At 65.4% G+C, this 26,853-nt stretch carries 20 protein-coding genes, 1 tRNA gene and 2 pseudogenes; 7 read left to right on the forward strand and 16 right to left on the reverse strand.

What is annotated here, in order from left to right; all coding sequences use genetic code 11:
* Positions 1-468: 468 nt before the first annotated feature.
* The 12 genes and pseudogenes from SNOV_RS24130 to SNOV_RS13335 form a co-directional block, all read right to left on the reverse strand.
* Entirely contained in the window at positions 469-6,861 is a 6,393-nt protein-coding gene (locus SNOV_RS24130) for an autotransporter domain-containing protein (protein ID WP_041782266.1), read from the reverse strand.
* Positions 6,862-6,968: 107 nt separating this feature from the next.
* A complete protein-coding gene (locus SNOV_RS13295) occupies positions 6,969-7,784 on the reverse strand; it encodes a sulfotransferase family protein (RefSeq protein WP_013167466.1) in 816 nt (271 codons plus the stop codon).
* 630 nt (positions 7,785-8,414) lie between these two features.
* Positions 8,415-9,269, reverse strand: coding sequence for a helix-turn-helix transcriptional regulator (locus SNOV_RS13300; RefSeq protein ID WP_013167467.1), 855 nt, complete (start codon positions 9,267-9,269; stop codon positions 8,415-8,417).
* A gap of 385 nt (positions 9,270-9,654) precedes the next feature.
* A complete protein-coding gene (locus tag SNOV_RS24395) occupies positions 9,655-9,738 on the reverse strand; it encodes a hypothetical protein (RefSeq protein WP_417872112.1) in 84 nt (27 codons plus the stop codon).
* 1 nt (position 9,739) lies between these two features.
* Positions 9,740-9,907 (reverse strand): annotated as a pseudogene (locus SNOV_RS24400) (hypothetical protein); the annotation flags it as partial.
* A 216-nt stretch (positions 9,908-10,123) separates the two neighbouring features.
* Positions 10,124-10,570, reverse strand: a complete 447-nt coding sequence (locus tag SNOV_RS13305; RefSeq protein WP_013167468.1) for a carboxymuconolactone decarboxylase family protein — start codon at positions 10,568-10,570, stop codon at positions 10,124-10,126.
* Positions 10,571-10,774: 204 nt separating this feature from the next.
* Positions 10,775-11,611: an alpha/beta fold hydrolase gene (locus tag SNOV_RS13310; protein WP_013167469.1), complete on the reverse strand. Its 837-nt coding sequence runs from the start codon at positions 11,609-11,611 to the stop codon at positions 10,775-10,777.
* Positions 11,612-12,061: 450 nt separating this feature from the next.
* The gene (locus SNOV_RS13315; RefSeq protein ID WP_013167470.1) at positions 12,062-12,988 is read right to left on the reverse strand and encodes an SDR family NAD(P)-dependent oxidoreductase; all 927 of its coding nucleotides are present in this window, start codon (positions 12,986-12,988) and stop codon (positions 12,062-12,064) included.
* 64 nt (positions 12,989-13,052) lie between these two features.
* Complete coding sequence (locus SNOV_RS13320; protein WP_013167471.1) at positions 13,053-14,627, reverse strand: MFS transporter; 1,575 nt, start codon at positions 14,625-14,627, stop codon at positions 13,053-13,055.
* A complete protein-coding gene (locus SNOV_RS13325) occupies positions 14,624-15,757 on the reverse strand; it encodes an HlyD family secretion protein (RefSeq protein ID WP_013167472.1) in 1,134 nt (377 codons plus the stop codon). Before SNOV_RS13325 ends, SNOV_RS13320 begins: the two co-directional genes overlap by 4 nt.
* A gap of 30 nt (positions 15,758-15,787) precedes the next feature.
* Positions 15,788-16,225 (reverse strand): cupin domain-containing protein, encoded by a 438-nt coding sequence (locus SNOV_RS13330; RefSeq protein ID WP_013167473.1) that lies wholly within the window; start codon positions 16,223-16,225, stop codon positions 15,788-15,790.
* A gap of 33 nt (positions 16,226-16,258) precedes the next feature.
* On the reverse strand, positions 16,259-17,023 hold the full coding sequence (locus tag SNOV_RS13335) for an SDR family oxidoreductase (protein WP_013167474.1): 765 nt from the start codon (positions 17,021-17,023) through the stop codon (positions 16,259-16,261).
* A 161-nt stretch (positions 17,024-17,184) separates the two neighbouring features.
* Between SNOV_RS13335 and SNOV_RS13340 the strand changes: the two genes are divergently transcribed.
* The 5 genes and pseudogenes from SNOV_RS13340 to SNOV_RS24325 form a co-directional block, all read left to right on the forward strand.
* Positions 17,185-18,126, forward strand: a complete 942-nt coding sequence (locus tag SNOV_RS13340) for a helix-turn-helix domain-containing protein (protein WP_244412755.1) — start codon at positions 17,185-17,187, stop codon at positions 18,124-18,126.
* Positions 18,127-18,255: 129 nt separating this feature from the next.
* On the forward strand, positions 18,256-19,023 hold the full coding sequence (locus SNOV_RS13345) for an SDR family oxidoreductase (RefSeq protein ID WP_013167476.1): 768 nt from the start codon (positions 18,256-18,258) through the stop codon (positions 19,021-19,023).
* A gap of 39 nt (positions 19,024-19,062) precedes the next feature.
* Entirely contained in the window at positions 19,063-19,719 is a 657-nt protein-coding gene (locus tag SNOV_RS13350; RefSeq protein WP_013167477.1) for a MarC family protein, read from the forward strand.
* A gap of 334 nt (positions 19,720-20,053) precedes the next feature.
* Positions 20,054-20,341: a hypothetical protein gene (locus SNOV_RS23835; protein WP_187291169.1), complete on the forward strand. Its 288-nt coding sequence runs from the start codon at positions 20,054-20,056 to the stop codon at positions 20,339-20,341.
* A 38-nt stretch (positions 20,342-20,379) separates the two neighbouring features.
* Positions 20,380-21,429, forward strand: a pseudogene (locus tag SNOV_RS24325) (recombinase family protein); the annotation flags it as partial.
* Between the two features lie 558 nt (positions 21,430-21,987).
* Here the strand turns inward: SNOV_RS24325 and SNOV_RS13365 are convergent.
* A tRNA-Glu gene (locus tag SNOV_RS13365) sits at positions 21,988-22,062 on the reverse strand.
* Between the two features lie 139 nt (positions 22,063-22,201).
* A complete protein-coding gene (locus tag SNOV_RS13370; RefSeq protein WP_013167479.1) occupies positions 22,202-22,543 on the reverse strand; it encodes a hypothetical protein in 342 nt (113 codons plus the stop codon).
* On the opposite strand from SNOV_RS13370, the gene SNOV_RS13375 reads away from it, so the two are divergent.
* Both SNOV_RS13375 and rpoH read left to right on the forward strand, forming a co-directional pair.
* Positions 22,542-23,606, forward strand: a complete 1,065-nt coding sequence (locus SNOV_RS13375) for an RluA family pseudouridine synthase (protein ID WP_041782272.1) — start codon at positions 22,542-22,544, stop codon at positions 23,604-23,606. The two genes, SNOV_RS13370 and SNOV_RS13375, sit on opposite strands and share 2 nt — an antisense overlap.
* A gap of 170 nt (positions 23,607-23,776) precedes the next feature.
* Entirely contained in the window at positions 23,777-24,688 is a 912-nt protein-coding gene (gene rpoH / locus SNOV_RS13380; protein ID WP_013167481.1) for an RNA polymerase sigma factor RpoH, read from the forward strand.
* A 96-nt stretch (positions 24,689-24,784) separates the two neighbouring features.
* On the opposite strand, the gene SNOV_RS13385 is transcribed toward rpoH, so the two are convergent.
* The gene (locus SNOV_RS13385; protein ID WP_013167482.1) at positions 24,785-25,243 is read right to left on the reverse strand and encodes a CBS domain-containing protein; all 459 of its coding nucleotides are present in this window, start codon (positions 25,241-25,243) and stop codon (positions 24,785-24,787) included.
* 197 nt (positions 25,244-25,440) lie between these two features.
* Positions 25,441-26,844: an NAD(P)(+) transhydrogenase (Re/Si-specific) subunit beta gene (locus SNOV_RS13390; RefSeq protein ID WP_013167483.1), complete on the reverse strand. Its 1,404-nt coding sequence runs from the start codon at positions 26,842-26,844 to the stop codon at positions 25,441-25,443.
* Between the last annotated feature and the right edge of the window lie 9 nt (positions 26,845-26,853).

Genomic DNA, 26,853 nt, shown 5'->3' on the forward strand with positions numbered 1-26,853 from the left:
CGATGAATGTCCGAGGCCGAAACTGACCCGATGCAGTCGTTCGGAACGTCCGGTCATCGGATAGTGCTAGCGAGCGCAGCACGTCGAATGGCGTACAGCTCACTTCACCGCCGACAGCCGAGAGACGAATTCCCCAACTGTTTCGAGACGGTTCACAGTCCGCGCCTCCAGGCTTCCGCAACTTCTTTGCTTTGACAGACGCCTCGCTATGCGGGCCTTCTTTCTGGGCGTTGCGCGGATGCTTGTTGAGCGGAATGAAACCGTCTCGCCGCTCACGACGCGTTGCGGCGGCCGTTTCGATTGTAGCGGTCGTCATGGTCTTTGCTCCTCATGGGCAGGATTGCCGCGCAGCGCCGCAACCCCGCTGGTCGGCTCGCCTTGACCGAGACCGACACGAGCCGACTGTCGTCGCTTGAATATCCGCCTTGAATTCCGGGTATTCGACGTTTTGCAGAGCCGTCCCGTCTTTCAGAACCTCAAGACGAAGTTGCCGCGTACGCCGTGATCTTCGGCATCGCCGGCGAGCTGACCTGAATAGCCGATGCCGAGCCTGGCATCGGGGCTGATGGCTATGTCGAGGCCCGCCTCCACCACCGCCGCGTCGCGCGCGATCGGCACGCCGGCGATGGTGAATGGCACGTCGCCGCTCAAGGCAAACGTTAGCTCCGGCGTCACGTCGCCGAAAGCGTGCCGCCAGCCGAGTGTGCCGCGCGCGGTCACCGCCACGCCGTTCGCCACGCCGAGCAGAGCGGAGCCGCGCAGGCCGAGCGTGGTGAAGGTCGCGTCCAGCGACTGATCGGCGGCGCTGAGCGCGGCGACGCCGCCCGTCTCGGTGAAGCCGCCGGTGCGCAGGTTGACATAGGCGACGCTGGCGAACGGCTCGAGCGCGGCGTCGCCGAGCGTGATGGCATAGCCCACCTCGCCGAACAGCTGCGCGGTGCCGGCGGCGTAGTCCGCGGTCGCGAGCTCGGCAAAGCCCGGGAAGGTGACCGAGCGCGAGGTGTCGAGCTGGTGCCACGTATAGGCGGCGCCCCCGCGCAGGCCCCACGGGCCCTGCCGGGTGCCGCCATAGAGCGCGAGATGGATATTGCCGACGGAGGCCGAGGAATTGCGGGCATCCACGTCCAGCGAGGTCTGGGTATAGCCGGCGGCAAGGCCGAGCCGCCAGCTGTCGGCGAAGGTGACGTCGAACCCGCTGATGAGGCCGCCGACGCTACTGTCGAGAGTGGCGGCATTGCCGTCGCCGTCGAGCCGTCCCCAGGCGCCGATCGCCTGCGCCCAGGTCGCGGACACGGGCCCATCGGGACTCGGGGGTGGCGCCACGGGCTGCGCGCCGGCTGCCCCGTAGCCGAGCGCGGCGGAGCCTTGCGGCGCCGCCGGCGCAAAGGTGACGGCCGCCACCTCAGGCGCAAGCGCCGCCAGCGGGCCGGAGATATCACCGTAGGCCTGCCGCGCGCGCCCGAGCACGGCGTCGCGAAGGTAGCGCGACTCGTCGAGCATCACGCCTGCTGCGCTCGCATGCACCTCGCCCGACAGCGCATCGAAGGCTTGCCGGGCGCCTGCGCCGGTAATCTGATTGAACACCGCGGCGCCAAGCGCGCTGCGGGTGCCGCTTACCTGCAGCGCATCGGCGACCGCGCGCTGGTTCGGCGTCCACGCCATCGAGTTGAACGGCAGTTGCGTGAGATTGAGGAACACATTGTTGGCGTCGAAGCTGAGCGTCGGATCGAGGAACACGGAGTTGACCGTCGCCGACAGCGTCTCGGCCCCGTTCACGCCGCCGTCGGCATGAAGGATGATGTAGCTGGCGTGGAGCCCGTAATCGTCGGGCGTGGCCGCCACCTGCACGGTGCCGCCGAGCGTTGCCGTGCCGCTGACATCGGTGCGGTCGGCGGCGGTCGCGGAGACTTCGATCTGCTGGGTCGCCGCGCTCGACAGAGCGAGATTGCCCTGCACGCTGATCGTCCCGATCGAATTGCCGGGCGCCAGCGTGCCGCCGTTGATCATGGTCGCGGGCAGCGTGCCGGTGCCGCCTATGAGACTGCCGGCATCGACCGTGAGCAGGCTCGACGCGCCGATCGAGCCGTTCACGATCAGCGCACCGCTACTGACGGTCGTGCTGCCGGTATAGGTGCTGGCGCCGGTGAGGATCGTGGTGCCCGTGCCGTTCTGCTGCAGGGCGCCGTTGCCGGAGATGGCGCCATCCAGGGTGAGTGTGGTGGACAGGTCGATGGCCAGCACGCCGTTGTTGACGACATCGCCGGCGATCGAGCCCGACGTGCCGCCGTCGCCGATCTGCAGCGTCCCCGCGCCGATGGTTGTGCCGCCGGTGTAGGCGTTGGCGCCCGTGAGGGTCAGACTGCCGTCGCCAATCTTGGCAAGCGCGCCGGTACCGGAAACGACGCCGGCGAAGGTGACGTCGTCCGAACGGTCGAAGGCAAGCACACCATTGTTCAGCACATCGCCGAGAATCCAGCCCGACGTACCGCCGTTGCCAAGCTGTAGCGTGCCGGCCTTGATGACCGTGCCGCCGGTGTAGCTGTTGTCCGCCGCGAGCACGATGGTGCCGGCGCCGATCTTGACGATGCCGCCCGTGCCGACGATCGGGATGGCGAGGGTTGCGGTGGTCCGCGTGCCTTCGGCCCACAGGTCCGCCATGCCCGTCGGCGCCAGTGCCCCGCCGCTGCCGGCGACGAGGCTGTAGCCGTCGACGACAAATTCCAGGCTCTTGAAGGCCTGCGTGCCCTCCACCGTCACGATGCCGGGCGTGCCGTGGAAAATTCCCTGCACCCCGCCCCAGAGCGTCGACATGCTGCCGTCGGCGTTCAGCCAGTTGGTATTGGCGGCGTTCCAGGTGCCGCTGCCCCCGACCGGGGTCGAGCCGCCCTGCCAGAACTGCGTCTTGGTGGGATCGGCATAGACCGTGAGGTTCACCTGCTGGGCGGTGGCGGTGTTGATCGCGGTCGTGAAATCGAGCGGCACGCTTCCGAGCGCCAGCCCGTTGTCGGTGAGGCTGCCGCCATATTCGATCAGGTGATACACGCCAGTGCCAAGGTCTGCGGTGCCCGTGATGTCGAGCGTGCCGTCGAGGGTCACGTCGCCGGCGACGTCGAACAGGGTGCCACCCGGCGCGCCGAGCACGACATTGACGTTCGAGGTCGTGTTGAGCGCCAGTGCGCCCATGCCCAGCGTCGCTCCGCTCGCCCCGGCGAGGGTGCCGCCGTTCTGCACGGTCACCGCGCCGCCAATGCTGCCGGTGCCGGTCAGCGTGGCACCATTGGCGACGCTCACCGCGCCCGCGCCGATCGAGCCGGCAATGTTGAGCGTCCCGGCGTTGACGCTCGTCGCACCGCTGTAAGTGCTGGCGCCGGTGAGGATGGTGATGCCCGTACCGTTCTGCTGAAGGGCGCCGCTGCCGGAGATGACGCCGGCAAAGGCGAGCGTATTGGACAGGTTGAAGGCCAGCACGCCGTTATTGACGACATCGCCGACGATCGAGCCCGACGTGCCGCCGTCGCCGATCTGCAGCGTCCCCGAATTGATTGTCGTACCGCCAGTGTAGCTGTTGGTTCCGGTGAGCGTCAGCGTTCCGGCACCTGTCTTGGTGAGCGCACCGGCACCGGAGATGACGCCGGAGGCGGTGAGATCGGCGGTGGTGCGCAAGGTGCCGCCGCCACCGTTCAGCGTGATGGCGCGCCCGGTCGTGAAGGCCGCCGTGTTCCCCAGCGTGCCGCCGTCGAAGGCCACGCCGCCGGTCGCCGCGCCGAGATTATTGTCGGCCGACACCGACAGCGTGCCCGCGTTGATGACCGTGCCACCGGTGTAGGTGTTGTTCGCTGTCAGCACGATGGTGCCGGCCCCGATCTTGACGATGCCGCCCGTGCCGATGATCGGGGTGGCGAGGGTTGCGGTGGTCCGCGTGCCTTCGGCCCACAGGTCCGCCATACCCGTGGGCGCCAGCGCGCCGCCGCTGCCGGCGACCAGCTTGTAGCCGTCGACAACGAATTCGAGGCTCTCGAAGGCCTGCGTGCCTTCCACCGTCACGATGCCGGGCGTGCCGTGGAAAATCCCCTGCACCCCGCCCCAGAGCGTCGACATGCTGCCATCGGCGTTCAGCCAGTTGGTATTGGTGGCGTTCCAGGTGCCGCTGCCCCCGACCGGGGTCGAGCCGCCCTGCCAGAACTGCGTCTTGGTCGGATCGGCATAGACCGTGAGGTTCACCTGCTGGGCGGTGGCGATGTTGATCGCGGTCGTGAAATCGAGCGGCACGCTTCCCAGCGCCAGCCCGTTGTCGGTAAGCGTGCCGTCGTACTCGATCAGGTGATACACGCCCGTGCCCAGGCCGGGGGCGCCGGTGATGTCGAGCGTGCCGTCGAGCGTCACGTCGCCGTTAACGTCGAACAGGGTGCCGCTCGGACTGCCAAGCACGACATCGACGTTCGAGGTCGCGCTGAGCGCGAGGGCGCCCATGCCCAGCGTCGCTCCATGCGTACCGGCGAGGGTGCCGCCATTCTGCACGGTCACCGCACCGCCGACGCTGCCGGAGCCGCTGAGCGTGGCGCCATTGGCGACGCTCACCGTGCCGGCGCCGAGCGAGCCGTTCACGATCAGCGTCCCGGCATTGACGCTCGTCGCGCCGCTGTAGGTGCTGGCGCCGGTGAGGATGGCGGTGCCGGTGCCGTTCTGCTGAAGGGCGCCACTGCCGGAGATGGCGCCAGCAAAGGTGACGCCGTCCGAGCGGTCGAAGGCGAGCACGCCGTTGTTGGCGACATCGCCGAGGATCCAGCCCGCCGTGCCGCCGTCGCCGATCTGCAGCGTGCCCGCGTTGATGGTCGTGCCGCCGGTGTAGCTGTTGGCGCTGGTGAGCGTCAGGGTGCCGCTGCCCGCCTTGGTGAGCGCGCCGGCACCGGAGATGACGCCGCTCACCGTCAGGTCGGCACCGATCTGCAGCGCGCCGCCGTCGGCTTCCAGGGAGATGGCGCGCGCGGTGGTGAAACTGGAGCTGTTCTCGAGCACGCCGCCGTCGAAGGTGAGCCCGCCGGAGGGGTCGCCGAGATTGGCGTCGGCGGAGATCGACAGCGTTCCCTGGCTGATCGTCCAGGGAGTGACGGCGCCCGTCGTGCCCGTCAGCGTCCAGGTGCTGGTCCCCGTCTTCTCGTAATTCTCGAAGCCCTGATATTGCTGGGTCGCACCGATCGCGCCGACCGCGAAGGTCCCGTTCAACGTCCCGCCCAGCGCCAGCGTGTCGTCGGTTCCGCTATTGGCGTTCACATTGCCCTGGATGTCGAAGCCGTCACGCAGTTCCAGCCGGTTGCCGCTGCCTGCGAAAGTGATGGCATCAACGTGGTAGCTGGGGAGAAGCGGGCTCGTGCCGCCGTTGATCGTGCCGCCGTTGATCACGGTGCCACCATTCACCGACACGCCGGTGCCTGGCGCGAGGGCGCTGCCGCCGCCGTTGATCGTGCCGTAATTGATCAGTGTGGCGCCATTGGCGAGCGAGACGCCGGCGCCGCCGGCACCGGGGCCGCCACCGCCGCCATTTCCGTCGGGGCCGTAGCCGCCGCTGCCGCCGTCGGCACCGGTGCCGCCATTGATCGTGCCGCCATTGGTCAGGGTGGCGCCCGTGCCGGAGAGCGAGACGCCGATGCCGCCGGCGCCGCCATCGCCGCCATCACCGCCGCGGCTCCCGGCGTAGTTGCCGTTGCCTCCGATACCGCCATCGCCGCCGTTGATCGTGCCGTTGTTGGTCAGGGTGGCGCCAGTGCCCGAAAGCAGCATGCCGGCGCCGCCGCTGCCGCCGGCACCGCCCGGAGTGCCGATGTCGCCACCGCGACCGATGCCGCCGTACCCACCGTCGCCGCCGGTGCCCCCGGTCCCGCCGGTGATCGTGAGGTTATTGGTCAGGGTGGCTCCAGTGCCCGAGAGCCAGACGCCGGTGCCACCGCCACCGCCGCCCGCGCCGTAGCCGCCATTGCCGCCGTCGATGCCAGCACCGCCGGTGCCACCGCTGATGGAACCGCCATTGGTGATCGTGGCGCCGGTAGATGAGTAGACGCCGACCCCGCCGCTTCCGCTGCTGGCGCTGGTATCCGTGTTGGCGGAGCCGCCGGAGCCGCCGGAGCCGCCGGTAATGGTCGAGGACGCGCCAATCCCGACCTGGCTGGTCCCAGTGAGCACGAGGCCGATACCGCCGGTACCGCCCCCGCCGCCGTAACCGGAGTCGACACCCGCGCCGTAACCGCCGGTGCCGCCATTGCCGCCGGTGATGTCGCCGGTGATCTGGCCGAGGTAACCCGAACCGGTGACGACCGCGCCGAAGCCACCGGCGCCGCCGCCGCCGCCGCCGCCCTTGTGATAAAAAACCGCGCCGCTGCCCTCGCCGCCATTGCCGCCATTGCCGCCGGTCGCATCGCCGCCCGGCAGCGTGCTCCCGTAAAAGCCGTGCGCCCCGCCCCCACCGCCGCCGCCGCCCGCGCCGCCCTTGCCGCCGCCGCCATTCCCGCCGGTGCCGCCGCCGGCGGCACCCGGAAGGCCGCCAGCGCCGGGGCTGCCATCGGTGCCGTCATAACTGCCGGTGCCACCATAGCCACCGCTGACGCCGGCACCACCGCCGCCACCGCCGGCGCCGCCATAGCCGTTATTGGCGTAGGTGGAGCCGTCGACGCCGGCGCCTGTCACGCTGTCGGCGCCCCCGGGGGCGCCGGGGTTGCCGTCGCTGCTGGCGCCGCCGGCGCCGCCATCGGCAAAGACCGGCGTCGCTGGCACGACGAGCAGAGTCCCCACCAAAGCGACGGCAACCAGCGCCGTCGTGCCGATGAGCGCCCATCTCAGCCGGCGCGCACGGCCGGGAGGATCGCGCAAGGATTTTAGGAACCGTGCCTGGCGAACCGCAGTGTCAATCCGCCCACGCGTGGGGGCGATCGGAACGTCTGGCCGGTCCAAGTGAGGCTTGGGCCGCGCTGCCACCACTAGACGACCCGCACGCCGCGCAGATTGCGCTTGGTGTCGCTCCAGAACGCATCGTTCTCGACACGGCGGACCAGGTCGGGCGGCAGGATCGTCTGCCGCTCGACGTGCTGCACCCTGGCGGCGACGCGATGCAGGCCCGGCGTGCCGAGCCGCGCGTCCAGCTCCTCCTCCGCGTAGTCGACGTGATCGAAGTCGTGGGCGAATGGCGGCTGGCCGATGAAGTCGTAGACCGCCGCCATGGCCCTGGCCGGCTCACGCGTCAGCGTTTCGTAGGTCAGCAACATGAGCCGGTCGGCCTGCTCGCCGAAATAGGCTTCCTTCAGCGCGTTATAGGCGAAGCCGACCATGCCGTTCATGCCGAGCAGCCCGTCCACCCGGTTGTAGACCGTGCCGCCGGGCTCGAAGCTGAAGATCTTGGACGGCTCGAACTTGTTGCGCCGGACCAGCCGCTCTAGGCTGTCGAGCACCCAGTGTATGTCGCGCACGCAGGCGATCACCTTCGCGTCCGGGAACAGCGCCGCCAGCGCCGGCAGCTTGCTGCACCACAGGCGATTGGTGTCGAACACCAGCTTTGAAGCCTGGATGTCCCGGTAATAGTTTTCGAAAAGGCCGGCGAGGATGGCCTCGCGCTGCGCCTCCGTGATGAACAGGGCGAACTCGTTCTCCTGGCTCATCTGCCGGAGCAGGGCGGTGAACAGGGCGCCGACCGGACTGCTCATGGCGGCATGGACGCCCGGATTCTGGCGCAGGATGCCAGCCAGCAGTGTCGAGCCCGCCCGCGGCAGGCCCGAGATGAAATGGATGCCGTGCTGCATGCCGCCTCGCGTGCCGATTGCTTCCACCTAACCGGAGTCACGGCTCAGGCATAAAAGGCGAACGGCGATACAGTGCCTGGCCCTCGACGGTGACGCTCCCGGTTCTTCCGCTGACCACGAATTGCTGCGAATTGCACCATTCCAACCCCAAGCAAACAACCTGCCCTCAGTCCGGCGGCACAAGACCTTTCGCGCGTCGCGACCATGCCGCGACATGCAGGTTCGTGTGCACCCCGGTATGCGGATGATGCGATGCTGTCGCCGGGATAGGCCATTCCCCGAAGGAGTAAGAGAGGAAATGTCGAGCGCGCCCGCGAGGCCGCCGCGCTTCGCGCGGCGGTAGGCGGTGAACTCCGCGACCTGGCGGACATAGTCCCGCTTGGTGTGCTCGCTAAACCGGCGGACGGTCATGTTCTCGATCATCCGCTGCTGTAGTGGACAGATGGCAGGCCGTGTGCTGGTGGATGTCCGGAAGCGTCCATGGGACTCTCCTCCGGCGAGCCCCCCCGTGATCGTCCGCCCGCCTATGCCGGACGCCACATAGAGAACATCCACACGTCCCTCGTGCAGGGCGGCTACCGCGGCAGCAGTTTGGTCCTTTGGCGCGTCATGGTCGCCCCAACTTGCCGTTCACACTGGCGGATGTCCGCCCCAGACTTTCTCACCGATCCGCCACAAGGGCGGCATGCGCGTGAAGGGCGGGACGGTATGCGCCATCACGGCGATGGCAAGGCGTCCGTCGGCGCCGATCTTGGCGTGGATCGCCTTTACATGCGCCTTGATCGTCTCGATGCCGACATCGAGGATCGTCGCGATATCCTCGTTTGACTTGCCCCTGGCGACCCAGGACGCCACTTCGAGCTGGCGCGGAGTGAGCTCGGGAAAGGCGATGCGCAGCCGGTCGGTGGGCGTCATCGAGGCGAGCGTGCGGTCGCAGGCCTGCCGGTAGCTGCGCAGAACGTGCGCCCGGTAGGCTTCCAATAAATCCCGCTGCCGGTCGCTGAACGCGGCGCGTCCGATCACGCGGTGCCCGGAGATGGTCAGCACATAGTCCTCGTTCTGCATGACGATCGACATGATGCGCCGGGCCCTGGAAGGCAGGAACACCTCGCGCGCGATCGGCAGGGTCGCGAACTCCTCCTCGCCGAAGAAGTCCGATTCACGTAGCGCCCGCTCGCCGAAGAAGGCCGGATGGCAGCGCCAGAAATCGTGGCTGTTCATGTGGCGGGCGAAAGCGGCCATCGCCTCGGCGCGCCGCGAAGGGTCGTCCTCGATCGATAGCAGCGAGCGGAACTCTCCGCTGGCGTGATGAAATTCGGAATAGGTCACGACATCGGCGTCGATCAGGCGGCCAACGCCGGCGAACAGAACTTCGGGCAGGCTGATCAGATCGGCCTCCGCCTCGTAGAGCTTGATGATCTCGCCCGGGAGATCCGCCTCGTTCGCTTCACTCTTCCGAGTGATGGCCTGATCTCGCAGCCGCATTGCATCATCATCCCATCGGAACGCTTACCGGTCCGCATGCTACGGCAAGACCAGAGCAGGCGCGAAATTTTTGTGTCTTCCGGCGAGGCCGGGAACGCCGATTGATTGCCTGGGGTGAAAATGGCGAGCATCGGAAGAAATCGCCGGAATTGTGAAGCCCGCAGTTCCGACGCGTTCGATCCCGGCGTCACATCGTGGGCTCCAAGGCTCCCGCGGCGCGGAAGCCAGATAAGATCAATTGGGGCGCCGATCAGCGGCGCTTGGGACGATACCGGAAAGAAGCAAGCATCTGCTCGATGTCATAGAAACGGTATCGGTAGCACGCTGGAACCGGCACGGCGGATGAGTTGAATCTGCGACAAGCGCCAGCGGCGGTCAGCGGGGCCTAATCCCGAGCAGCGTGTTGTAGGACTATCCTGTAACCATCAGGGTCTTCGAAGATTTTCCCATTTTGATCCCAATAAACCATCGTGCCCCGTGAACTCGTATAGCAATTCGAGCCCAAGACCGGAACAGTAAAATTGGCGAAGGTCTTTTAAATTATCACTTGGGCGCGCCACGCGGATTGTCAAAGGTTGTAAGTCTCTGGCTCCTCGGATGTGCTTGATCCTTGCATTTACAGATCGTGGCGGCCCCATCGTCAAGGAATTGATGACTGGTTTGGGGCCGGTGGGAGACTGCCCGCTATTGGGGACTTCAAACGAGAAGCGGACCTACCGCCGATGAGCGACCAAGGCAGACACTGGCCCATAGCCGACATCGAGAATGTCTGTTGGTGGGCGAAGCCTCATTTTCTAGCTCCAGAGCCGGAGATGCCGGCTCTGGAGGGCATTCCCTTCATTCGGTAATTCGATCTAGGCCTTGGCTGCCACTGGCATGCGGAAGGGTGCTCCCAGCCGATTGAACGCATTCATCGCAGCGATGGCAATCGTAAGGTCGACCAGATCCTTCGGCGCGAAAACCCTTGATGCGGCTTCATAGGCTTCGTCTGATGCGTGCGTTTGCTCGATACGGGTCACTTCCTCAGCCCAAGCCAGCGCCGCCTGCTCCTGCTCCGAAAAAAGCTGCCGAACCTCGTCCCATACTGGCACTAACGTAACCTTGTCGACTGACATCGTCTTTCGCAGATCACGGCTGTGCATGTCTATGCAATGGGCGCACCCGTTTATCTGCGAAACACGAAGAAAGACCAGATGAATAAGATCTTCCGGCAGTGAGGTGTTCTTCGTTACATAAGTGTGTACGCCAAACAGTGCCTTCGCGCCGTCAGGAGAAGCGTCGTACCAATTCACGCGGGTCATCTTATTTTACCTATTTATCTGTTGGAACAAGGACAATTATGATCAATGCGGAAGTAGCTCCGGCGCGGCGACCGGATGAGCGGTATGCGAAACCGTAGGCGGCGGGATAGCTGCTGCACCTTGCGGTGATCCCGGCAAGGCCCCGACGTATTCCGCCAGCTGGCGTTGGATTGGCCGGCATCGGTCAGATGCCGGCCAATCCCATTAGCCTTTGATGAAGGCGAGCAGGTCAGGGTTCAGCACATCGGCATGGGTGGTCAGCATGCCGTGCGGATAGCCCTTGTAGACTTTCAAAGTACCGTTCTTGACCAGCTTGACCGAGAGCAGCGCGGAATCGGCAATCGGCACGATCTGGTCGTCGTCGCCATGAACCACGAAGGTCGGCACGGTGATCGACTTCAGGTCGTCAGTGAAATCGGTCTCCGAGAACGCCTTGATGCCGTCATAGTGCGCCTTGGCGCCGCCCATCATGCCCTGCCGCCACCAGTTCTGGATCACCGGCTGGATCGGGGTCACACCTTCGCGGTTGAAGCCGTAGAACGGGCCGGCCGGCAGATCGATGTAGAACTGCGAGCGATTGGCGGCGAGCGCCTTGCGCAGGCCGTCGAATACCTCGATCGGCAGGCCGCCGGGATTGGTCGCGGTTTTGACCATGATCGGGGGCACCGCACCGACGATGATCAGCTTGGCGGTGCGTCCCTGCGGCTGACCATATTTGGCGACGTAGTGCGTCGCCTCGCCGCCGCCGGTGGAGTGGCCGACATGCACGATGTTCCTCAGGTCGAGATGCTCGACCACGGCCGAGGCATCGGCGGCATAATGGTCCATGTCGTGGCCGTCGCTGACCTGCGAGGAGCGGCCATGGCCGCGACGGTCATGGGCGACGACGCGGTAGCCATTGGCGAGGAAGAACAGCATCTGCGCATCCCAGTCGTCGGACGAGAGCGGCCAGCCATGATGGAACATGATCGGCTGGGCACTCTTCGGGCCCCAATCCTTGTAGAAGATCTCAACGCCGTCTTTGGTTGTAACGTAGCCCATGGTCTTGCTTTCTAGAGTTTGAGTTGTGTGAGTGGTCTGAGCGAAAGCCTGCGAGAAATGCAGCACCCCGATGAGTGCTGCGCCCGCTCCCAGCGTGAGAAGGTCACGGCGGGTTGGGGCCGCCGCTACGTCGAAAATGTTTCGTGTCATCTAGCGACCCCGAATGTTGAGCCTGTGTTCGATGCCGGTTCGAATTCGATCCGGCGAGGCTGACAATGGGCGTTGGGGCAGATGAAATCTGTCGCTGGATTAGGCGGACTATCGCAGGATTGCGGTTAGTGGTGGCTGCGGCGTGCCGTTGCTAAGATCAATGGTGTCATTCGAGGGCACTCCCTAGCGAAGGCTTCGCGCGGGCGAAAAAATGGAAAGCCGCCGAAAGCATCGCCCTCTTGCGCTTGGGCTTTGCTTTCGGCGGCTGTTGGTTGACGCCACGACGTGCCGGATTGGCGTTCAGGATCGTTCGTCGATCATTCTCGACGCCCTCGTCCAGAGACGCTCGGCGTTGTCCTTGTCGATCGCATAGGGCGCGACACCGGAGAGGCGGGAGGTTCCACGCTCGGTGACGGTGACCGCCTCGTTGCAGTCGTCGAAATAGCGGCCGGACAAACCCTCGAGCAGCGGCGATGCGGCCAGAAGCACCGTCGTTGCAGCGCCCTGTTCGGGTGTTTTGCGCAGATGCTCGGGCGTCCGCAGTCCACCCGTGTGCCGTTGCAGGTTGGTGGCAATCGCTCCGGGATTCAGTGCGTTGGACGTGATCCCGTCGCCGCCCCACCGGGCGGCGATGCCTGCCGACATGAGAATGCAGGCCGTCTTCGACTGGGCGTAAGCGAGCAGCGGATCATAGCCGGTAAAGCGGAAATCGATGTCGTCCCACAGTATAGGTCCGAACAGGCTGCCGACCGAGCTGACCGACACCACCCGGGCATTTCCGGCCTCCTTGAGCCAGCGATGCAGGCCAAGTGTCAGCGCGAAATGGCCGAGATAGTTGGTGGCGAATTGCATCTCATGCCCCTCGCGGGTTCGCTCAAGCGTGGGGATGCACATGACGCCGGCATTGTTGATGAGCGCATGCACCGGTCGGTCCCAGTCCCGCACGAAGGTGCGGACGGAGGCGAGGTCCGCGACATCCAGCGGCCGCACCGAAATAACCGGGTTGCCGGTCGCATTGCGCAGCGTTGCGGCAACCGGCTCAGCGGCTTCCACCCGACGGGCGGCGATAGTGACGTCGGCACCCGCTGCCGCCAGCGCCCGCACGGTCTCGATGCCAATGCCGCTGGCGCCGCCAGTGACAATCATGGTGCGGCCGGTAAGGTCCAGCTGATCGAGCACGTCGCGGGCGGTGCTGGAAAAGCCGAAAGGCGTGGTGAACAGGGCCATGGCCCGTCTCCTTGTGAAAAATTGAGATGATGGATGGACGGCCGGCCGCGTCAGGCCAGCCGCATCAGGCCTTACCGGTCAGCGGCCCGGGCGGGGCCGGTCGCATCAGCGCTACGATGGCAATCCCGCACAGTGCGACGATGAAGGTCAGGGTGAAGCCATCGATAAAGGCCAGCACATTGGCCTCGCGCTGCACCGATCCCGCCAATGATGCGACCGCCCGAGCGCGCGCCAGAGCGGCATCGTCACCGACAAACGCCGCGGCGCGCTCGGCGAGGTGGCGAATGACATCCGCGTCGCCGCGGCCGAGATGCAGGCCGATCAGGTTCGAGTGGATCTGCTCGCGCACCCGCAGCAGCGTCGTCATGAAAGCAACGCCGAAGGCCACGGCGATCAGCCGCAGGATTTGCAGATAGGCGGCGAAAGCCGCCGCCACATCCGGCCGGATGCTGGTGAAGTTACAGACGATGACGGCTGTGAGCGTCATGCCGAGGCCAACGGACTGCAGCAGTGCGACCGGGACGAAGTCGTCCATCCGCCAGTCTGCACTCAGGCTGGTCGCCCACAGGCTCGCGGCCGCGAAGCTGGAGAAGCCGACGATGAGCACCAAGCGGAAATCCACTCGGCGCAGCAGATACACACCGAGCCAAGATGTCACGATGAGCGGGCCGGCGATCCAGAAGGTGAGGAACCAGCCGAACTGTTCAGGCCGCAGCTGCGCGACGTTCAGCAAAAAGTTCGGCACCAGCACGCTGTTGGACACCGCGATGAAGCTGAAGATCGCCCCTGATGTAATGCCGAGCACGGTGTTCCGGCTCCAAAGGATGCCCGGTCGGGCCCAGGCATGCGGCGCGATCGCTTCCTGAACGAAGAAGCACGCCATCAGCGCCAGACCACCGGCCAGCGTGGCGACGACGATCCCGGAATTGTGCCAGTCAAGACGGTTGCCCTGATCAATCCCGACATAGATCAGCATGAGGCCGAGGCCGAACAGCACCATGCCGCCCCAGTCGGCGCGACCCAGCAGGTCGCGGTTGGGGGCCTGAGGCGTCGATCCGAGCCAGGCCAGCACCACCATGAGCACCGCGAGCGGCACGTCGGCCCAGTAGAGCCACTCCCATCCCAGCTCCTGCACAAAATAGCCGGTCAGGCCCGGGCCGGAGTTCAGGGTGAAGGCGAGGCGGAACGTGTAGATGGCAAAGGCCGGCAGCCACAGCACCGGCGCAAGGTTGCGCACGATGACCAATAGTGTTGCCGGCACGAACAGGCCGAGCAGCAGCGCCGTCGCAGCGTGCAGGGTGAACAGGGTCGCCGGATCGCGGACCAGCGGGATCAGCGCCAGCAGAGCGGCATAGGCGAGGCCCGGCCAGAGCAGGATCGGCCGGATGCCGAACACCATGACCAGCCACGGTACCGCAGGCGCCGTCAGGATCTGTGGCGCATTTGCGACGGTCGACAGCCAGGAGGCTTCATCGACCGACAGTCCAAACGCACCGCGAAGGTCCGGCATTCCCATGCCGAGAAAGCGTGTGTGATAGCTGGCGAGAAAGCAGCCGGCGAGTGCCGCCGCGACCGCCGCATAAGGATTTGCCTTTCGCGACCCGACAGTGGCGGCCGCTCCGGTTAAGGTGGCGATCACGGCCGATCCTCCGCGCTTGTGTCGATGCGGGTGACAACCGACATGCCGGGGCGAAGATGGTCCAGCAGGGGCTGGCCCGGATCGAGGGCCACCCGCACCGGGATGCGCTGCACGACCTTGGTGAAATTGCCGGTGGCATTGTCGGGCGGCAGCAGGGCGAACTGCGAGCCGGAAGCCGGCGAAATGCGCTCGACGCGTCCCTTCAGCACTTCATCCGGGAAGGTGTCGACCGTCACCTCGACGGGCTGGCCCGCCTCGACATGGGTGAGCTGCGTCTCCTTGTAGTTCGCGATCACATAGACCTGCGGCAGCGGCACCACGCTGATCAGATTGCCGCCCGTCGTTACGTAGTCGCCGAGCTGGACCTGCCTCTGGCCGACTACCCCGTCGAAGGGCGCGACGATATGAGTGTAGCCAAGTCGCAGCTTCGCCCCTGCGAGTGCGGCCTCAGTGACGCGCAGGTCCGCCTCGCGCTGCGGGCGGGTACCCGTCAGCACGTCGAGCTGCGCCTGTTGCGCCCGAACGCCGGCCTCCGCTGCCTGCACCGCCGCGCGGTTGCTGGCGAGTTCGGCATCGGCCTGTTCCAGGCGCTGCCGCGTTCCGAAGGTCGATTGCAGCAGTTCCTGCTGGCGCTGCTGCTCCTGCGTTGCCTGCAGAGCCTTGGCCTGAGCCGAGGCCAGTTGCGCTTCCGCCTGGGCGATGGTGGCCTGCTGAAGCGCGATCTGGTTGTCGAGATTGCGTAGGGTTGCAGTGGCACCGGCGACACCAGCCTCCGCCTGATCGACCGCGACCTGATAGTCGGACGGGTCGATCTGCAGCAGCAGTTCGCCGGCCCGTACGGGCTGATAATCCTGCACGGGAATGGCGACGACGTTCCCGGATACCCGGGCCGACAAGCCGGAGAGTTCGGCCCTTATCGTCGCGTCGTTCGTCACCTGCACGGTGGCATTGCCGATCCAGCGGTCCCACTGCCCGGTCGCGACCGCGATGAATACGGCCACTACAGAGATGGAAAGGCAGGGGATGAGCCAGCGCCGCGCGCCGGCTGCAGATATCGCCGGGGAACTGACAGCGGGTTTGGCTGTCGCCAGCTCAGCAGGTGGTGTCGTAATGGACACGACAGTCGACATCTTCCCCTCCTTATTTTGGTGAGAACCGGCTCAGCGCGATTTGGCTGGGGTTGTCAGTTCGGTGTCATTGGTGTCGACGACGAAGACCGCGAGTAGCTTGGCGGGTTTGGTCTGGCTGCCGTTGGCGCTGATGTTGTGGAAGTCACCCGGCAGCTCGGTGAAATTCTCACCGGCCTTGAAGGTGCGGATCTCACCGCCATTCACCTGACTGGTGACTTCGCCTTCCAGCACGGTTGCGTAGATCACCGCCGAGCGGGCGTGGGTATGCGAAGGGTTGAAGCCGCCCGGTTCATATTCGACCAGCACTCCCTTGAGGCTCTTGCCGGGCACGTTGGGCAGTTCATGCTGATAGACCAGCGTGACCTTGGCGCCCTTCGCGGCAGGAGCGTCGTCGCCATGGGCGAGCGCCGGCACGGCGGACAGAGCAAGCGTAGTGGCGAGTGCGAGGGTGGCGAGAAGCGATTTCATCGCAGCATTCCTTGATCTGATCTGAGGGGATGTTCAGTGGCTGGTGGTCTGGGCAGCGAGCCAGCTGTCGAGATCGAGCGCGCCGACGCGATACTCTCCGAGCGGCACCAGTGACAGCGGCTCGACATGGCCGCCGAAATAGTCGGTATCCGCGTCGCGCTTCACCGAGCGCACGTCGCCACGCCCGCGCAGATAGTGATCGACGACCCGGTCGAACGGCGCACGCACCGGACCGCCGATCTCGACGCGGCCATTATGCGGCGCTTCCAGCGCGACATCGGCGAGGAAGCCGGCGACGTTGTCCGCGGCAATCGGCTGGAACTGACCGCCTGAAAGTTTGACCTCGCCCTCCTTGGTGTAGGAGTCGGCGATGGGCCCAAGAAACTCGAAGAACTGAGTCGAGCGGACGATCGTGTAGGGCAGACCAGAAGCGGCGACGATCTCCTCCTGCACCAGCTTGCCCTGAAAGTAGCCGTTGTCCGGCATGCGATCGGTGCCGACTATCGACAGAACGACGTAATGCGAGACGCCCGCCACGGCGGCGGCCGTCGTCAGATTGCGCCCGGAAGTCTCGAAGAAGGCGCGAACCTCGGACGGGTCGAAGGACATGGCGTTGCTGACATCGACGAGGATGTCTGCGCCCTTGAGCGTTTCGGCGACGCCCTGTCCGGTGACACTGTTCACGCCCGTATTCGGTGCGGCCGCGACCACGTCGAGCCCCTTGAGCGCCAGCAGTCTGGCCAGCTTCGAGCCGATCAGCCCGGTTCCGCCAATGATGACGGCTTTCTTCGCGTTCATCTGCTTCTTCCTCTTGGTTTGGCGTCCCGCGCCGTTGATGAGGAAGGTGTACTGGGAGGGATGATCGGCTTCTGTCGCGCGGTTGTGACCGCTGTCGTGGGATTGCGATAGCTTCGCCGCAAAAGCGCGATACCATCGCCGCGGTGGTTGGGGAGTTCGTGGTGAAGCCGTCTCTGGAGTTCGAAGCAAGATCCGACGCACGCTTCGATGCCGCCGGATCCCGGCGTTCAACCAGCACTGAGATGGAACAGGTGCTGGACACGCCGCCGGCACTGACGGAACAGACCTTGAAGGGTGGCACACGGCTGACGCGGCGCTGGTCGCATGGCGAGTTGCATGCCGCGCTACCGCCGCTTGATACCCATGTGGTGATGACCTATTACGGGACGGCGCAGAAAGCGCTGTGGCGCCAGGGCAAGCAGCGGGTGGAATCGCGCACGCGCCGCGGCTCGATCACGCTCATCCCGGAAGGTCAGGACGGACGATGGGACGTGGACGGCCCCATTGAAGTCTCGCATGTTTATCTGCCGGGCTGGCGGCTTGAGAGCGCAGCTGAGGCAATGTCACTGCGCGGCTCGATTGAACTGGTCGGCCGCAACTGCTTTGACGACCCTACCTCCGCGCAGATACTCGAAATCCTCAGCAAGGAGGCCGAGACCGGCGACACGTCGGCGACGCTCTTTGTAGAACAAGCGGTCGATCTTCTGTGCACCCAACTGCTGCGCTCGCATTCCTCGCATGCAGCTATGACTGCGACCACGCCGCGACGAGGCCTTGCTGACTGGCAGATAAAGCGGGTCAACGACTACATGGTAGAGTTCATGGACCGCGAGATCGGCCTTGATGAACTTGCCGGCCTGGTCCAGCTCAGTCGCTTTCATTTCTGTGCGTCTTTCAAGTTGGCGACCGGTATGACGCCACATGAGTGGCTGACAGCGATAAGGATGCGTCGGGCCTGTGAACTGCTCTCCCAAACCGACTGGCCGATAATCAACATTGCCTTGGAGGTCGGCTACGCCACGCCGTCTGCGTTTTCGGCGAGCTTCCGCAAGACGACGAACGCCACCCCGAGTGCTTACCGTCGCAGCTCCGTTGCCGTCTGACCGTTCTGCCATTTCGGTCATTCCCGCAAGATCGCGATAGTCGCCGCAACGGCGCGAAATCAGCTCGACCCTCTACTGCCTAGTGTGACCTCGCACCGGCCGACAAGCCTTATCGAGGGAACAGGATCGATGTCCATTCGCAAGAAGATCGTTGTCATTGGCGGCTCCGGACGCATCGGCGCGCAGACTGTCGCACTGCTGCGCGCTTCCGGCCACTTGGTAGTCGCTGCGTCTCGCCGCATGGGCGTGGATATCTATTCGGGCGAAGGGCTCGACGGGATCATGGCTGGAACGGACGTCGTCATTGACGTCTCGGATGCCCCGTCTCCTGCTGCCGATATCGCATTTCCGTTCTTCCAGCAGGCTGGCGCCAACCTGGTGGCTGCGGAAATCCGTGCCGGTGTCGGGCATCACGTCACGCTGTCGATCGTTGGCGTCAATGAACTCAAGGAACAGGCCTACTTCCGCGCCAAGACAGCGCAGGAGCATATCGCCGCCGCCTCTGATGTGCCGCACACGATCGTGCGCGCCACGCAGTTCTTCGAATTCCTGCCCACTATCGTCGAGGGTCACACAGTGAACGGCGTCGTGCAGGCCCCGGATGCGCTGTTCCAGCCGATCGCCGCGAGCGATGTCGCCCAGATCCTTGCGGATATCGCGCTCCACAGGCCGCGAAACGCCGTTGTCGATGCGGCCGGTCCACATCTTGCACCGTTCGAAACGCTTCTTCGCCAGTATCTGCGGCTTACCGGCGACGGTCGCCCCGTCGTCACCCCAGCCGGCGCCAGCTATTTCGGCCAGCCCGTCAACGACATGTCGCTGGTGCCTCGTCGGGAGTTCCGCATCGGAACGACCAGCCTGAACCAGTGGTTCGCTCCCCAGCGACGCGCTGCGTGAACGATAGCCAATCCATCCTTTCCCGCCGAGGTAACGGCAATGTCTACCGATGCCCTTTCTTCCAGCCAGCTTGTCGCGGGCTTCCTGCTCGCGACGCCGGCACTATTCGCTATCGTGAATCCCGTGGGGAGCGCTCTGGTCTTCAGTCAAATGCTTGCCGACCGCTCCCACATTGAACGAACGGCAATTGCGCGACGTGTGGCGACCTATGCCTTCGTCATCTTGATCACGTCGTTCTGGATCGGTAATTCGGTGCTCAGCTTCTTCGGAGTAAGCCTGCCGGCATTGCGAATTGCCGGCGGCCTGGTTGTTATTCATCAGGCATGGTTGCTGCTGAATGCACCTGATAGCGGCGACATGTCGGATGGCAATTCACTGCCTAAACGCGGAGCGCGCGACGTCACCTTCTTCCCTTTGACGGTGCCGATTACCACGGGTCCGGGAACGATATCGGTCGCGATCGCGCTTGCGGCCGCGGGGCCGGTCGACGGTACAGGTGGGATCAGCTTTGTGGTCGGCTTGACGGTGGCGGCAGCGCTGATCGCGGCCATGGTATGGATTTCCGATCGTTATGCCGACCTAGCCGTGGCACAGCTAGGACAGACTGGCGCGAATATCGTGATGAGGCTTTCGGCCTTCGTCCTTTTGTGCGTCGGCGTCCAGATCATGATCACTGGCGTCAAAGGGCTTGTGTAGCAATAGGTCGTCAGAACGCACGACCGCTCCAGCATCGATGCGAATGTCGGCTGTTGGCGCAAAAGTACCGACGTGCCCCTTCACTCTGAAGTCCGCTTTTGGGTCCCGACCGTTGTCAGTTCAACGGCCGACATGAGGGCGCAAAGCAGACTTCGCTGCAAGGGCAGGCGAACGCCAAGTATGGGTCGTTGCCGCCATACCGCTCCACCAAGCGTATCCCGGGAAAGACTCCCGCGCCGCATCTGACAAGTATTTCTGCGCTGCTGCACGCGGTTGTTCTGCGGCGTAGAATCGGCCCCTTGGCCAGTGGGGGGATGCCCTTGATCCTCCGCGCATGCGCCACTCGCGTCCGTTTCGTCCGAAGAAAATATCCAGTGTGGGCAGCGATGCTCCATCGCCAGCTGCGAGCTTGGCTGGCGCACCACTCTCAAAGATCCCGCACTGTGATGCGCGCGTCATTCGGGATGCTGAGCAAAACCTTGCGTCTGCTAATTCCGTCGAGCATGATTCCAACGTCGTGCATGTCACCGACGACTGGCCGTCGAACGTTCCGATCAGCTCTGACGAAGTCGATGTGATCGAGGCCTTCCTCAGGCGGGAGATTGATGCGCTGCTGAGGTGACGGTGCTGCCGAAGGGACCTGAGGGAGGCGATTGGGCCATGAACGTAACCTTGCCGATCACCAGCCGGGCCGCCCTCTATCTCCGCGTTTCCACCACGCGGCAGGCCGACGTTGACCTGTCCATCCCAGACCAGCGCCTCCAGACCGCTGCCTATTGCGAGCGGCAGGGCTGGTCCGTTGTGGCGGAGTATGTGGAGCCGGGTGCGTCGGCGATGGACGACAGCCGGCACGAATTCCAGCGGATGATCGAACGGGCATCCGATGACGATCGCCCATTCGATGTCATCGTCGTCCATAGCTTCAGCCGGTTCTTCCGCGATGCCTTTGGGCTGGAGATGTACATCCGCCGCCTCGCGAAGCACGGCGTGCGGCTCGTCTCCATCACCCAGGAGCTCGGGGATGATCCGGCTCAGGTCATGATGCGGCAGGTCATCGCCCTATTCGACGAGTACCAGTCCCGCGAGAATGCCAAGCATGTGCTGCGGGCCATGAAGGAGAATGCCCGGCAGGGTTTCTATAACGGCTCCCGCCTGCCGCTCGGCTTTACCCTCGAGGAGGTCGAGAAGCGCGGCCATCGCATCAAAAAACGGATCGTCGTCGACCCCGTGGAGGCCGAGCTCGTGCGGCTGATGTTCGATCTTTACCTGCAGGGAGATGGCACATCGGGTCCCATGGGCATCAAGGAGATAACCAAGCATCTCAACGCCAAGGGATACCGCACCCGCCTCGGTGCCCGTTACGGCGTTGGCACCATCCACGGCATTCTGACCAATCCCGTTTATGTCGGCGAATGGAGCTTCAACAAGCGCAGTTCCAAGACCGGTCAGGTGAAGCCCCAGCACGAGGTTATCCCGATCTCGGTGCCGGCCATCCTCGATCGCCGCACCTTCGACAGGGTGCAGAAGGCTCTCAGGGCCAAGAGCCCGCACAACAGCCCGCCACGGGTCATCTCAGGTCCGATCCTTCTGACCGGACTGGCCTACTGCGCCTGTTGCGGCAGCGCCATGACGTTGCGCACCGGCACATCGAAAAGCGGCAGGGTCTATCGCTACTACAGCTGCTCTACCGCCGGCCGGGTGGGCAAGTCCGCCTGCAAGGGGCGGACGGTGCCGATGGAAAAGCTCGACCATCTGGTCACCCGCCACGTTGCCGAACGTGTGCTGATGCCCGAACGGCTGGAGGCGCTGCTGCAGTCCGTGGTCGATCGGCGGGTGAAAGCCGACGCTGAGGTTCAGGTGCGGATCGATGAACTCTCTCGCGAAAAGACGACGGCGGAAGACAAGCTGCGGCGGCTCTACCAGCTTGTCACCGACGGCATCGCCGAACCCGACGAGATGCTCAAGGAGCAGATTGCCAAGCTCAAGGCAGATCGGGACCGTGCACATTCGGCGCTGGAGCGGATCGAGAATCAGGGTGCCGCCGCCAGCCAGCTTGATCCGGACAAGCTCGCCCGCTTCGGGCAACTCATGCGCTCAAACATCACCGAGGGCGAGGTGCCGTTCCGCAAAGCCTATCTGCGGTCGCTTATCGACGCAGTCGAAGTCGACCAGCACGTCGTGCGCATCCACGGATCAAGGACGGTGCTGGAGAGAGCCGTACTCGCCGACCGAGCCGCCCAGCCGGGTGTTCGCGGTTTTGTACGGAAGTGGCGCGCCCACGGGGAATCGAACCCCGGTTTTCGCCGTGAGAGGGCGACGTCCTGACCGCTAGACGATGGGCGCATCTAGGCAGGCGGGTCTCATAAAGCCATTCGGCAGCCGGATCAAGGCCGTGCCGTGTGCATTCCCAGCGAAATTCATCGCCGCGCGAAGGGTGCTCTCCACGGCGTGGAATATTTGGATCGCAGCCGCCCTCCCCGCCTCACGGCTCGCTGGCGAAGGTGAGCGATCCGCGGGGCGCATGGGTGGCCGCGTCGAAGAAGCGCGTCTCGACGATGCCGCCGCGCTCCAGCGTCACCGCGATCATGTCGCCCGAAACGATCGCCGAGCGCACATTCGCGCCCTTGGGGAGCTGGATCGTGCCGGTTATCTCCACCGGCGTGCTTTTCCAGCCGACCACGACCCTGTATCCGATGGCACCGAACAGTGCGAGGAAGCCGAAGCCCATGAGCAGGCCGGAGAAGGCGGCGAAGCCGCGCAGCTTGCGCAGCACCCGCTCGGCCGCCGGGTCGAGCTTGTCGTCGTCTGAATCGGGAGAGGTCATGCCGGCACCGGACGAAATGAATGACGATATCGATGACGTCGCGCCCGAGCCGGCCGCGACGCGCGTCGATATCACCGCCGGGCCGCAGGATGAAGGGCTGCGGCTCGATCGCGTGCTGGCAAACCACCTGCCCGAGCTCAGCCGCACGCGGCTTCAGGCGCTGATCGCGGAAGGGCGCGTGCTGCGCGCCGGCCGTCCGGTCGCCGGCGGTTCGGCCAAGGTCGCCCCCGGCGAGGTCTTCACCGTCGAGGTGCCGCCGCCCGAGCCCGCCGAGCCGGAGCCGCAGGACATCCCGCTCGACATCGTCTTCGAGGATGACGACCTCATCGTCATCGACAAGCCGGCCGGGCTCGTGGTGCATCCCGCCCCCGGCAATCCCGACGGCACGCTGGTCAACGCGCTGCTGTTCCATTGCGGCGCGAGCCTGTCGGGCATAGGCGGCGTGCGCCGGCCGGGCATCGTCCACCGGCTCGACAAGGACACGTCCGGCCTGATGGTCGTCGCCAAGAACGACCGCGCGCATCAGAAGCTCGCGGCGCAGTTCGCCGACCATGGCCGCACCGGGCCGCTGGAGCGCGCCTATCTCGCCTTCGTCTGGGGCGTGCCGGAGCTGCCGAGCGGCACGGTCGATGCCCCCCTCGCCCGCCATCCGGTGTCGCGCGAGCGCATCGCCGTGCGCGCGAACGGGCGCTTCGCCATCACTCATTGGCAGCGCGTCGAGGCCTATGAGGACACGCAGGGCCGCCCCGTCGCTTCGCTGGTCGAGTGCCAGTTGGAGACCGGCCGCACCCACCAGATCCGCGTGCACATGGCCCATATCGGCCATCCGCTGCTCGGCGATGCGGTCTATGGCGGCGGCCAGCGGACCAAGGCCAACCGGCTCAGCGAGGAGGCGCGCACCATGCTGGAAACGCTGGGCAGGCAGGCGCTGCACGCCGCCCGGCTCGGCTTCGAGCATCCGTCGACCGGGGAATTCATGTCGTTCGAAAGCGAACTTCCGGCCGATCTCATGCGTTTGCAGGAGGCGCTCCAGGGTCGCTCCCGCGAAGGTGAGGCGACCTGAATAACGCGATTAAACAGCACCATCGCCCGGTCAACGCTTCGTGACCGGGGATTGGCTTGCGCTTTCGCAAAAAGACGCCGCTCCTGCTATTATAGTGTTGCGGCTGGCGACAAGCGGCCGCACGCCGGTCGCCCAATCAAGGGGACCGCGTTAATAAGGAGGGTGCATTCATGGCCCGTTCCGCTATGAGCCTACCGTCCGCTGAGGGCGGCCTGAGCCGCTACCTCGCGGAAATCCGCCGGTTCCCGATGCTGGAGCCGCAGGAAGAATATATGCTCGCCAAGCGCTGGCGCGAGCACGAGGACCCGGAAGCCGCGCACAAGCTCGTCACCAGCCATCTGCGTCTCGTGGCCAAGATCGCCATGGGCTATCGCGGCTATGGCCTGCCGATCTCCGAGGTGATCTCGGAGGGCAATGTCGGCCTGATGCAGGCGGTGAAGCGCTTCGAGCCGGACAAGGGTTTCCGCCTGGCCACCTATGCCATGTGGTGGATCAAGGCCTCGATCCAGGAATACATCCTGCGTTCGTGGAGCCTGGTGAAGATGGGCACCACGGCGGCGCAGAAGAAGCTGTTCTTCAACCTGCGCAAGGCCAAGAGCCAGATCTCGGCGCTTGAGGACGGCGATTTGCGCCCCGACCAGGTGCAGCAGATCGCCACCAAGCTCGGCGTCACCGAGCAGGAAGTCGTCGACATGAACCGTCGCCTGTCGGGCGACGCTTCGCTCAACGCGCCGCTGCGCGGCGACGTCGAGGGCGGCGGCGAGTGGCAGGACTGGCTCGCCGACGATCGCGACGACCAGGAGACGACGCTCGCCGATCTCGAGGAGACCGACAACCGGCGCAGCGCGCTGGCGGGGGCACTCTCCGTGCTCAACGAGCGCGAGCGCCGCATCTTCGAGGCGCGGCGCCTGTCGGACGATCCGATGACGCTGGAGGACCTCGCCTCCGAGTTCGGCGTGTCGCGCGAGCGCGTGCGGCAGATCGAGGTGCGGGCCTTCGAGAAGGTGCAGAAGGCGGTCATCGATCGCGTGCACGCGATGGAGACCGCGCCGATGCGCCGCGAGGCCTCGCCCGCGCTCTGACGCCTCGCCCGCCCGGAGACGATCCGGGCGGCTTATATGAGGTGAAGACCATGATCCCCGGGCTTCCCGCCCGGGGATTTCTTTTGGCTACGGCGCTCAGGCCGAGAGCGGCACGCCGGACACGCCGGCCGGCCGCGCCGACGCCGCGAGCGAGGCGGCGGCGCGCACGTCGTGCGAGAGCACGTCGCGGATGCTGAGCACCCCGACTAGCTGATGATCCTCCAGCACCGGCAGATGCCGCACATGGTGCTGGTCCATCAGCGCCCGCACATGGTCGACGCTGTCGTCCATGGTGCAGGAGATCATGTTGCGCGACATCAGATCGCCGACGGTGAGGCGCAGCGCGAGCGCGCCGCGCTCGGCGACCGCGCGCACCACGTCGCGCTCGGAGAAGATGCCGACGACGGTGTCGCCCTCGGAGCCGCAGGCGTCCTTCACCACCACGGCGCCGATGCGCTCGCGGTTGAGCAGGGTCGCGGCCATCTCGACCGTTTCCGACATGCGGATGGTCGGCACGCGGGCGTTCTTCAGCTTCATGAGATCGGCGACAAGCATTGGCGTATCCCTCTGGTTGCGGGCGTTGGCCGTCACGTCGTCTTGTTCTTTAGTCGTGTTCTAAGTCTGGTATGCAATACACCTGACGTCAACGAAAAGAGTCGCGGCGCCGCAGCATGCGCAGCGGGGCTGGAGCGGGTGCCCAAAAGCAGAAAGGCCGGGCTCTCGCCCGGCCTTTCGTCGTCCAAGTGGCGCCTTTAGTGAGCGAGGTTCTTGACGATATCTTCGACCATTTTCTTTGCGTCGGCGAAGAGCATCATGGTGTTGTCGCGGAAGAACAGCTCGTTCTCGACGCCGGCATAGCCGGCGGCCATGCCGCGCTTGATGAACAGCACGGTCTTGGCCTTCTCGACGTCGAGGATCGGCATGCCGAAGATCGGCGACTGCGGGTCGGTCTTGGCCGCCGGGTTGGTCACGTCGTTGGCGCCGATGACGAAGGCGACGTCCGCCTGCGCGAACTCGCTATTGATGTCCTCGAGCTCGAACACCTCGTCATAGGGCACGTTGGCCTCGGCCAGCAGCACGTTCATGTGGCCGGGCATGCGGCCGGCGACGGGATGGATGGCGTACTTCACCTCGACGCCCTCCTCCTTCAGCTTGTCGGCCATCTCTCTGAGGGCATGCTGGGCCTGCGCCACCGCCATGCCGTAGCCGGGCACGATGATCACCTTCGACGCGTTCTTCATGATGAAGGCGGCGTCCTCGGCCGAGCCCTGCTTCACCGGACGGGTCTCCACCGCCCCGCCGGCCGCGGCAGAGGTGTCGCCGCCGAAGCCGCCGAGGATGACGGAGATGAAGCTCCGGTTCATGCCCTTGCACATGATGTAGGACAGGATCGCGCCCGACGAGCCGACCAGCGCGCCGGTGATGATCAGCGCGGTGTTGCCCAGCGTGAAGCCGATGCCCGCCGCCGCCCAGCCGGAGTAGGAGTTCAGCATCGAGACGACCACCGGCATGTCGGCGCCGCCGATCGGGATGATGATGAGGCCGCCCAGCACGAGGCTGACGATCACGATCGCCCAGAACACGGTATGGCTCTCGGTGGCGACGAGAACGCCGATCAGCACGACGAGCAGCAGAGCGAGGCCGGCATTGATGACGTGCCGGCCCGGCAGCATGATCGGCTTGCCGCTCATATTGCCGTTCAGCTTGGCGAAGGCGATGACGGAACCTGTAAAGGTGATGGCGCCGATGGCGACGCCGAGGCTCATCTCGATCAGCGCCTGGCCGTGGATGGCGCCGACCTCGCCGATGCCGAAGGCTTCCGGCGCATAGAGCGCGGCCGCCGCCACCATCACTGCGGCAAGGCCGACCAGCGAGTGGAAGGCCGCTACCAGCTGCGGCATCTGCGTCATGGCGATCTTGCGGGCGATGACCGCGCCGGCGCCGCCGCCGATGGCGAGGCCGCCGATCACCAGCCCCCAGCCCAGCGCGCCCGAGGGCGGGCTCGCGGCGAGCGTGGTCAGGATGGCGATGGCCATGCCGACCATGCCGAACAGATTGCCCCGGCGCGAGGTGACGGGGCTGGAGAGCCCGCGCAGCGCCAGGATGAACAGGACGCCCGAGACGAGGTAGAGCAGTGCGACGAGATTGGCGTTCATGGGCCCCGT

This window comes from Ancylobacter novellus DSM 506 (assembly GCF_000092925.1).
Taxonomy (GTDB): Bacteria; Pseudomonadota; Alphaproteobacteria; order Rhizobiales; family Xanthobacteraceae; genus Ancylobacter; species Ancylobacter novellus.